The following is an 8,235-nucleotide window of genomic DNA, read 5'->3' on the forward strand; positions in this document are numbered from 1 at the left end:
CGCCTGGGGCGCCGCGTCCGTTCCCGTCGGGAAGCCGAAGTTCTGCTGGTGAACCATCGCCAAGTCCACCCCGCTCGAGGCGAAGAAGTACATGCCCCGCATGGGTTCCCACAGGTCGCGCAGGCGGTCGGCACGCTCGCTGGGGGGAGCACCCACCACGCGACGCATGCCCGTCGCGGAGTCCATCACCGTGATCGTCATGACGGCGACGGTAGACATTGACGCTGCGACAAGGTCAACTCGGACTCAGGGCACCCGCTACCCGGGGGCCGGCGGCTCGCTCGGCCGACGGTTCGCCCGCGTCGACCCGATGCTCGCCACGATGACGCACCCCATCGCGAGCAGCTCGATCGGGCGCAGGACCTCGCCGAGCACGACGAGCCCCGCGAGCGCGGCGGCGGCCGGCTCCAGGCTCATCAGGATGCCGAAGACGCCGGTCGGCAGTGTGCGGAGGGCCACCATCTCCAGGCCGTACGGGATCACCGACGACAGCAGCCCCACCGCCGCGCCCTTGGCCCACAGCGTCGGGTCGGCGAGCGGCCCCAGCCCGGCCCCCTGCGCGGCGGACGCGACGATCGGCGTCCAGACGAAGGGCGCGAGCCCGATCGCACCCACCCACGAGCCCAGGGTGACGCCCGTGACGCCCTCCCAGTGCCGGCCCGTCGGGCCGGCCAGCAGGATGTAGCAGGCCCACAGCGAGCCGGCGAGCAGGGCGAACCCGACGCCGACCCAGTCGAGGCTGCCCGGGCTCGCGCCCAGCAGGGCGACCCCCAGGCCCGCGAGGCCCACCCAGATCAGGTCGCGCGCCCGGCGCGATCCCGCAACGGCGACGCCCAGGGGGCCCAGGAACTCGATGGTGACGGCCATCCCGAGCGGGATGCGTTGCATCGCGAGGTAGATCGCGATGTTCATCCCCGAGAGCGCGACCCCGTAGGCGAGTGCGGGACGCCACTCGGCGGCCCGGCGTCCCCTCAATCGGGGAGGCGCGACGAGCGTCAGGATGACCGCGGCCGCGGTCAGTCGCAGCCACGAGATGACCCACGGGGACGCCAGCGCGAACAAGTCCTTCGCGAACGCCGCGCCGGCCTGCACCGAGGTGATCGAGGCGATCACCAAGAACACCGGGGAGACCCGGGGACGCGCGAGCGACATGGGCGTTCGACTCTCTGACAGGGCATCTTCGACCCCGTCCTTATAGCACGGGTCGAGGAAAACCCAAGATCCGGGCCACGATTTCTCGTTTGCTCTGGCGCGGGGTTAACGAAGGGTTCAAGATTGTGGCGACCGGCCCCGGCGTAGCGGCGGCGGCTCCAACGAAGCGGCCGGACGAAGAGAGGATTCAATGCAGACAGACACCATTCTTGAGGTGGAGCGGCAGTTCCCGTACCCGCGCCCCGTCATCTTCCGGGCCTTCACCGAGCCGAAGGCCCTGGCGCAGTGGTTCGCGCCCACGGGCTGGCACGTCATCCCCGAGTCGGTGGAACTCGACCCGCAGCTCGGTGGCCGCCTGCGCCACACGAAGGTCCGTGACGACGACCCCGACGCCCACTGGGTCGTCGACGGCGTCTACACCGAGGTCTTCTACCCCGACGTGCTCGTCACGCGGCAGCGCATCACCGGCGTGAAGGGCATCGATGCCTCGCGTCCGGTCGAGTTGCGCGTCGAGTTCACCAAGCTCGGTCGTAACGAGAACCTGACCCTGGTGCGCATCATCCAGGGCCCCTACACGAAGGACGCCGCGCTCGACTACAGCGACGGTTGGGAGAGCATCCTCGATCACCTCGAGGCGTACCTCCAGGCGAGCCACAGGGAGGACCAGGCATGAGCGATCCGGCAACCACGCCCTCGGCCAGCAAGTCGTCGACGCGCATCCGGCACAAGCCGCTGATGACGATGCCCCAGATTCTCCTGATGAACCTGGGCTTCTTCGGCATCCAGTATTCGTTCGGCATGCAGCAGACGGCGATCAACCCGATCTACACGATGCTCGGCGCCTCGCACGACGAGCTGCCCCTGCTGAACATGGCGGGCCCGATCACCGGCCTGCTCATCCAGCCGCTGATCGGCGCGATGTCCGACCGCACGTGGGTCGACAAGGGCTTCTTCCGCGGCCGGCGGCGTCCGTTCTTCCTGGTCGGCGCGCTCGGCTGCGCGGTCTGCCTGTTCCTGTTCCCGTTCGTGTGGGCCGTGTGGATGGCCGTCCTGCTGCTGTGGCTGCTGGACGCCTCGAACAACACGGCCATGGAGCCCTACCGCGCGTTCATCGCCGACAAGCTGCCCCCGTCGCAGCTCGGCAAGGGCTTCCTCGCCCAGTCGTTCTTCACCGGCCTCGGCATCACGCTGGCGAACCTCTCCCTGACGTTCTTCCAGATGCTCTTCGGCCTCGGCGAGGGCGTCGGCCTCCCGCACTGGGTCTACGGCGCGTTCTTCGTCGGCTCCGTCGCCTCGATCGCGACCATCCTGGTCTCCGTCATCTCGACGCCCGAGCTCGAGCCCACGAAGGAGGAGATCGCCGCGCTGCGCGCCAAGAAGGGCGGCCCGCGCGAGTTCTTCGGTGAGATCAAGGACGCGATCATCGACATGCCGGTCCAGATGCGCAAGCTGGCCCTGGTGTACTTCTTCCAGTGGTACGCGATGAACGTGTACTGGCAGTACGTCTCCCTGTCGGTGTCGCAGTCTCTGTACGGCTCGACGACCGGTGAGGCGTACGAACGAGCGGTGGCCAACACGGGCACGATCAACGCGGTCTACAACATCGTGACGTTCAGCGTGGCGTTCGCGCTCGTCGCGGCGGCCCGCAGGCTGGGCGCCAAGTGGGTGCACGCGCTGTGCCTCTGGTGCGCCACGGTCGGCCTGTTCTTCCTGCCGCTCGCTCCGACGTTGCCCCTGAAGTGGCTCGCGATCGTCGGCCTGGGCATCGCGTGGGCGTCCATCATGGGCGTGCCGTACATCATGATCGTGCGCATGGTGCCCTCCAGCCGCTACGGCGTCTACATGGGCATCGTCAACATGATGATCGTCATCCCGCAGCTCATCCAGACGCTGACCTTCGGCAGCGTGTACAAGAACCTGCTGGGTGACAACCCGAACAACGCCATGTGGTTCGCCGGGGCCTTCCTGGCGATCGCCGGCCTTGTCATGCTGTGGATCAAGGAGCCCCCGACGGTGCGCGACGTCGACGAGGTCGGAGACCCGGCCGTCGTCGGCGGAAGCCACTGACCGATCACCTTCGATGCACCCCCGGGGAGCGTAAGCTCCCCGGGGGTGTCCCCCGTTCTCAGAAAGGAACACTCACGTCATGACGGCCGACGTCACCTCCCCGATCATCACCGATCCGCGGGAGTCCGCCACTTTCGATCTGCGCCTCGACCGCTACGGGGCCGACATCCTCAAGAGCCTGACGGCCGTCTACGGCGACCGTGCTCCCGACCTGTTCGAGCGCATGAAGTCGCACCTCGCGGAGGCGTTCGCGAACCGAGGCCCGCTGCTGAAGCGCCTCGACGAGGCCCGCCTCCTCGCGCCCGACTGGCTGCAGACCCCCGACATGATCGGCTACGTCACGTACGCCGACCGGTTCAACGGCACGCTCAACGGCCTGGGCGAGAAGCTCGACTACCTGTCGGGCCTCGGGGTGAAGTACCTGCACCTCATGCCGGCGCTGAAGCCGCGCGAGGGGGAGAGCGACGGCGGCTACGCCGTGCAGAACTACCGCGAGATCCGCCCCGACCTCGGCACGATGGACGACCTCGCCCGCCTCACCGGGAGCCTGCGCGAGCGGGGCATCTCCCTGGTGATGGACCTCGTGCTCAACCACGTCGCGCAGGAGCACGAGTGGGCCGAGAGGGCCCGCGCCGGCGAGCGGAAGTACCGCGACTACTTCTACATCTACCCCGACCGGACGATCCCCGACCAGTACGAGGAGGCGCTGCCCGAGGTCTTCCCCGACTTCGCGCCCGGCAACTTCACCTGGGACGACGACATCAACGGCTGGGTGTGGACGACCTTCAACTCCTACCAGTGGGACGTCAACTGGACGAACCCCGACGTCTTCCTCGAGTACCTCGACATCATCTGCTTCCTCGCGAACCAGGGCGTCGAGGTCATCCGGCTGGACGCCATCGCGTTCATCTGGAAGCGCATGGGCACCTCGTCGCAGAACCAGCCCGAGGTGCACCACCTCACCGAGGCGCTGCGCGGCGCCCTGCGCATCGTCGCGCCGGCCGTCGCGTTCAAGGCCGAGGCGATCGTCGGGCCGAGCGACCTCATCTACTACCTGGGCGTCGGCTCCCACTACGGCAAGGTCTCCGACATGGCCTACCACAACGGGCTGATGGTCCAGTTGTGGAGCGCGCTGGCGTCCCGGGACACCCGGCTCACCGAGGTCGCCCTGTCGGCCTTCCGCGCGAAGCCCACGTCGACGACGTGGGGCACGTACGCGCGCTGCCACGACGACATCGGTTGGGCCATCAGCGATGAGGACGCCGCCGACGCGCAACTCGACGGCTACTCCCACCGCGTGTTCCTGTCGGACTTCTACTCCGGCGAGTACCCCGGCTCGTTCGCGAAGGGGCTCGTGTTCCAGTTCAACCCCGTGACGAACGACCGCCGGATCAGCGGCACGTTCGCGTCCCTCACCGGGCTCGAGCAGGCGCTCGAACTTGGGGACGGCAACCGGGTCGACGACGCCATCGACCGCATCCTGCTGCTGCACGCGGTCATGTTCGGGTTCGGCGGCGTCCCGCTGCTGTACATGGGCGACGAGCTGGGCATGCTGAACGACTACGGCTACGCCGACGACCCCGACCACGCGTCCGACAACCGGTGGGCGCACCGGCCGAAGATGGATTGGGATCTCGTCCAGCAGGCCGCCGACGACCCGTCGAGCCCCGCCGGACGGATCTCGGCGCGGCTGCGGCACCTCATCGAGGTCCGCAAGCACACGCCGCACCTGCACGCGTCCATCGAGAGTCACGTCGTGCCGAGCCCCGACTCGCGCCTGCTGCTGCTGCACCGCTCGCACCCCGAGGGCGAGATGATGCAGATCTACAACTTCAGCGAGCACCCCGTGAACCTCGACTGCAGCGCGCTCAGGTTCACGCTCGGCAGCGAGGCCAAGGAGCTGATCTCGGGCTACGACTACGACCTCAGCCCCTGGACCCTCACCGTCCAGCCTTACCAGGCCCTCTGGCTCCTCGAGAAGGTCGTCCCGCCGACGATGCACCCGTAGGTTTCTACCTGACGTTCTCCACCCTCTGGGGTGGAGAACGTCACACACCCCGGGGTGCGATCGCGGTTCCTGGCTATGCCCGTGGCGCCACCGGAGGAGGGGCTACTGGGTGTACGGAATCCTCTCCCACGACAGGACGCCTCCCGCGCCGGGCCGGTTCACGGTCACTTTCAGCCAGTCGGTGTTCTGCTTGTCGCCGTCCACCGTGATGCGCGTCAGGCTGCTCGCCCCCCGGACGCCGTAGAACCCGAGCCACGCCGACCCCTCCGCGAGCGGGTGATCGACGTTGAACACGTGGCTGTCGCCGTCGAAGAGGTACGACTCCCCGCGGAAGCGATTCGACTCGTCGATCAGCGTCTGCACCAGCGGCCTGAACGCGGACATGTCGTTCCACGTCGGGTTCCAGGTGGGGTCGAACATGTCCGCCTGAAGCAGGATCACCACCGCCCGGTCGTGCCGGCGGGCGGCGTCCGCGTAGGCGCGCTTGACCTGGGCGATCGCGGCGCCCATGCGCCGCGCCTGGTCGGCGAACTGCTCCTGGGTGGGCTCGGTCTTGCCGATGCCGGTCCACGGCTTGAGGTCGTCGTTGCTCCCGACGACATGGATCGTCGCGAACGTGACCCGCTGCCGTCGCAGCTCCACGTTCTCGGGGACGCCGCGGTAGGCCTGCGAGCGCACGCGCGTCGGGTGCTGCCCGAGCGTCGTCCCGGGGCGCGCGAAGAACGTCGAGCGGATGGCGTCCAGTCGTTCCAGCGGCTCATACGAGCCGTTGTTGGTCCGGTGGCAATCGGTCCACTCGTTGTCGCCGGGCGTGTAGATCAGCGGCGTCCGGACGCGATCGAACTGTCCCTTGATCATCGCGAAGTACGAGTCGTCGCAGCGCGTCGAGCCGTTCTTGATGTCGCCGACGTGGAAGGTGAGCTGGACGTCCGAGGCGTTGATCTGGTCGATCCAGCGCGGGAACGCCGCGATCTGCTGGTCACCGTAGGGCGCGTCGCCGATGACGGCGAAGCTGTAGTGTCCGGGCTTGTCGCGGTGATGATCGGACGCGGCCGGCGCGGCCTGGGCGGTCGCCGGCGCGCAGACGGAAGCGGCGGAAAGGGACACGGCCGTGAGGGTGGCCGCGGCGAGGTGACGAAGGCGCATGAGGGGCTCCTGTGCGGTGAGCGGGGGTTGTGTGAGCGGATGCTGCGCACAGCTTCGACCCGGTGGATGAAAACCGGGTGACCACCGCCTGACAAGGCGACGAACAAGTGAGCGGCGGTGGCGCGGGCGGCGATCGGAGCCCGGGGCGCCGGGCCTCCGAGCCCCGCGGCCCACGGGCCGCACCGGGGGCGTCCGAGAAACTCAGCTCTCGGACGCCGGCGGCGGCACGTACGGGGCCCCGTGGATGCCCGCGGCGCGCAGCGCCTGGACGGAGCGTTCCAGGATGTCCCGCTGGACGCCCCACTGCTGGTTGGGCGCGCACTTGGCGAAGATCTGGATGGTCATCGCGCCGGCCGATACCTGCCCCAGGCCGGCGACGACGGGCTCGTCGAGCAGGACGTTCTCCCACTCGGGGTCGGCGAAGACCTCCTTCATCACGCCACGCAGGACGCCCATCGCCTTCTCGGCGTCCTCGTTGAGCGCGATCGGGACGTTCACCGTCCCGGTCGAGTAGCCCTGCGACTGGTTGCCGAGCTTGGTGATCTCGCCGTTGCGGATGTACCACACCTGCCCGTTCGGGTCGCGGAGCCGGGTGATGCGCAGGCCGACGTCCTCGACCGTACCGGTGACGTCGCCGCCGATCGCGACCAGGTCGCCGACGCCGTACTGGTCCTCCAGGAGCATGAAGAGCCCGGACAGATAGTCCTTCACCAGGGATTGCGCGCCGAACGCGAGCGCCGCGCCGCCGATGCCCGCGGACGTCAGCAGCGGCGCGAGCGGGAAGCCGAGCACCGAGAGCACCGACAGCACCGTGATCACCAGGACGACCACCGCGACGACCGACCGCATCACCGAGCCCACCGTCCGGATGCGCGCCTCGTGCCGCGTGGACGCCAGCCCCGTCGCGTGCGCGAGGATGCGTTCGGCGCGCGTCCCCTGGTCGGCGTTGCGCTCGGCGGTCTGCCGCACCGACGTGTCGACGGCGTACTTGATCGCGCGATTGGCCGCCCACCGCACGAGCAGCATCAGCAGGATGGTGCCGGCGATGAGGATGGGGGTGTCGGGCCAGTCCCAGGTGATCAGGGGGATCATGGCCCTCATTCTGCCAACCCCTGGGCGCGCGACCGCGGTGGGACGCCGCGGGCGTCCGCTGGTGGGGTGCAGGGACGCCGGGGCTCGGTCGGGAGAGCCCCGCGCGTGCGTCAGTCGGACGCCACGAGTTCGGGCAGCACGTGCTCGATCGGGTCGCGCAGGACGGCGTCCGCGAGCTCGTCGTACGGCGTCGGCTGGCCGTTCACGATGATGAGCCGCGCCCCGTGCCCGACGGCGTAGGGCACGAGCCCCGCGACCGGGAACACGGTCAGCGTCGTGCCGATCGCGAGCATCAGGTCGGCCTGCTCGGCGAGCGAGAAGGACGCCTCCAGTACGTCGCGGTTGAGTTGCTCCTCGAACAGGATCACCGTCGCCCGGACGATCCCCCCGCACGTCGGGCAGCGCGGGTCCTCCTCGCCGGCGTAGACGCGTGCGACCATCTCGTCCATCGGCCCGGACGCCCCACATTCCTCGCAGCGCCACGTGCGGGCGCTGCCGTGCACCTCATGGACCAGCCCGGGCGTGGAGCCCGCGAGCTGGTGCAGGCCGTCGGTGTTCTGCGTGATGATGCCGGCGAGGCGTCCCTGGCGCTCGAGCGTGACGAGCGCGAGGTGCCCCGGATTCGGCTTGGCCGCCCAGAAGTCGGGGTGCGCGCGAGCCTTCCACGCCTTCTTCCGGACGTCCTCGTCGCCCAGATACCACGACAGGGTCGAGATGCGCTCGGCGTCCGGATCGGACGTCCAGCGGCCCTGGGGGCCGCGGAAATCGGG

General features: G+C 69.0%; 7 protein-coding genes and 1 pseudogene. 3 read left to right on the forward strand and 5 right to left on the reverse strand.

The window, feature by feature from the left end:
- Window positions 1-201 (reverse strand): annotated as a pseudogene (locus WMJ97_RS13285) (hypothetical protein); the annotation flags it as partial.
- Window positions 202-258: 57 nt separating this feature from the next.
- On the reverse strand, window positions 259-1,152 hold the full coding sequence (locus WMJ97_RS13290) for an EamA family transporter (RefSeq protein WP_347349481.1): 894 nt from the start codon (window positions 1,150-1,152) through the stop codon (window positions 259-261).
- A 190-nt stretch (window positions 1,153-1,342) separates the two neighbouring features.
- On the opposite strand from WMJ97_RS13290, the gene WMJ97_RS13295 reads away from it, so the two are divergent.
- The 3 genes from WMJ97_RS13295 to WMJ97_RS13305 all read left to right on the forward strand — a co-directional run bounded on the left by WMJ97_RS13295 (window position 1,343) and on the right by WMJ97_RS13305 (window position 5,227).
- The gene (locus WMJ97_RS13295; protein ID WP_347349482.1) at window positions 1,343-1,825 is read left to right on the forward strand and encodes an SRPBCC domain-containing protein; all 483 of its coding nucleotides are present in this window, start codon (window positions 1,343-1,345) and stop codon (window positions 1,823-1,825) included.
- Window positions 1,822-3,219: an MFS transporter gene (locus WMJ97_RS13300; protein ID WP_347349483.1), complete on the forward strand. Its 1,398-nt coding sequence runs from the start codon at window positions 1,822-1,824 to the stop codon at window positions 3,217-3,219. The genes WMJ97_RS13295 and WMJ97_RS13300 overlap by 4 nt, the downstream gene beginning before the upstream one ends.
- A 79-nt stretch (window positions 3,220-3,298) precedes the next feature.
- Window positions 3,299-5,227: an amylosucrase gene (locus WMJ97_RS13305; RefSeq protein WP_347349484.1), complete on the forward strand. Its 1,929-nt coding sequence runs from the start codon at window positions 3,299-3,301 to the stop codon at window positions 5,225-5,227.
- 102 nt (window positions 5,228-5,329) lie between these two features.
- Here WMJ97_RS13305 and WMJ97_RS13310 read toward each other — a convergent pair whose 3' ends face one another.
- From WMJ97_RS13310 to WMJ97_RS13320, 3 genes are all read right to left on the reverse strand, one after another.
- Window positions 5,330-6,373: a hypothetical protein gene (locus WMJ97_RS13310; RefSeq protein ID WP_347349485.1), complete on the reverse strand. Its 1,044-nt coding sequence runs from the start codon at window positions 6,371-6,373 to the stop codon at window positions 5,330-5,332.
- A gap of 201 nt (window positions 6,374-6,574) precedes the next feature.
- Window positions 6,575-7,465, reverse strand: a complete 891-nt coding sequence (locus WMJ97_RS13315) for a mechanosensitive ion channel family protein (RefSeq protein ID WP_347349486.1) — start codon at window positions 7,463-7,465, stop codon at window positions 6,575-6,577.
- 110 nt (window positions 7,466-7,575) lie between these two features.
- On the reverse strand, window positions 7,576-8,235 hold a 660-nt coding region (locus tag WMJ97_RS13320), incomplete at its 5' end, for a Sir2 family NAD-dependent protein deacetylase (protein ID WP_347349487.1).

This window comes from Nigerium sp. (genome assembly GCF_039811905.1).
Classification (GTDB): domain Bacteria; phylum Actinomycetota; class Actinomycetes; order Propionibacteriales; family Propionibacteriaceae; genus Propioniciclava.

Bases quoted from the DNA above. Each gene is read 5' to 3' on its own strand.
- WMJ97_RS13310 (WP_347349485.1), bottom strand. From the start codon at position 6,373: ATGCGCCTTCGTCACCTCGCCGCGGCCACCCTCACGGCCGTGTCCCTT.
- WMJ97_RS13295 (WP_347349482.1), top strand. From the start codon at position 1,343: ATGCAGACAGACACCATTCTTGAGGTGGAGCGGCAGTTCCCGTACCCG.
- WMJ97_RS13305 (WP_347349484.1), top strand. From the start codon at position 3,299: ATGACGGCCGACGTCACCTCCCCGATCATCACCGATCCGCGGGAGTCC.
- WMJ97_RS13290 (WP_347349481.1), bottom strand. From the start codon at position 1,152: ATGTCGCTCGCGCGTCCCCGGGTCTCCCCGGTGTTCTTGGTGATCGCC.
- WMJ97_RS13315 (WP_347349486.1), bottom strand. From the start codon at position 7,465: ATGATCCCCCTGATCACCTGGGACTGGCCCGACACCCCCATCCTCATC.
- WMJ97_RS13300 (WP_347349483.1), top strand. From the start codon at position 1,822: ATGAGCGATCCGGCAACCACGCCCTCGGCCAGCAAGTCGTCGACGCGC.